Consider the following 729-nt stretch of genomic DNA (forward strand, 5'->3'; position numbering starts at 1 on the left):
ATCTTGAACCAATAAAAATATCAACCAGCCACATACTCCTAAACCAATGGATATAAATAAATGAACGGAGTTTTGTAAGGCTATATAAACGATTACTAACAAAACAGCAGTTGCAGGAAATCCCCAAAGTACCCCTAATGCAAACTTGCTTAACGTTGCTGTTTGTTCCCCTTGGACATACAGCCATGTAATGCTTAGTAAACTTACTAAAGGAAGAGCAGCTATTATTCCTCCATATGAAGGAAATCTTCTTGAAATCTCCGTAACAACAACAATAACGATTGCTGAAGCAATAATTTTCGTTATTACAGACATTGTTTTGCACGATCACTTAAGATTTTTAGGGCTTGTTCTATTAAATTCTTTTCATTGTCATCAAGTTGATTCAACACTTGTTCTAATTTTTCTTCATCTAAACTAGTATTTCTATGTAAAACTTCTTTACCATAACCCGTTAGACAAAGAATTACTTTTCTTTCATCAAGAGGATCTCTCCCCTTTATTAAATAGTTCTTTTCAATCATTCTTTTAACGTGTTCCGAGGCAGTATTATGAGAAACCTGTATGTATGAAGCAATTTCATTTACTCCTATCTCATCCTGTTTATCTACAAGTTGAAGAATACGGACCACTTGATGAGAGATTTTTTCTTTATGGAGATAATGTAAATGAAAATAAATATCTGTCCAATATTGATTTATTAGTGAAACTTTACTGTTCACAAATACC

Annotated in this window: 2 protein-coding genes; both read right to left on the bottom strand. The window is 32.5% G+C overall.

Features of this window, described 5'->3' with window-relative positions:
• Nucleotides 1-315: DUF3147 family protein (locus AC1DSL_RS19060; RefSeq protein ID WP_477533452.1), on the bottom strand; the 315-nt coding region annotated here is incomplete at its 3' end.
• Entirely contained in the window at nt 306-722 is a 417-nt protein-coding gene (locus AC1DSL_RS19065) for a MarR family winged helix-turn-helix transcriptional regulator (protein WP_477533453.1), read from the bottom strand. The genes AC1DSL_RS19060 and AC1DSL_RS19065, both read right to left, overlap by 10 nt.
• Between the last annotated feature and the right edge of the window lie 7 nt (nt 723-729).

The sequence above is a fragment of the Paenisporosarcina sp. P4_D4 genome (genome assembly GCF_056401835.1).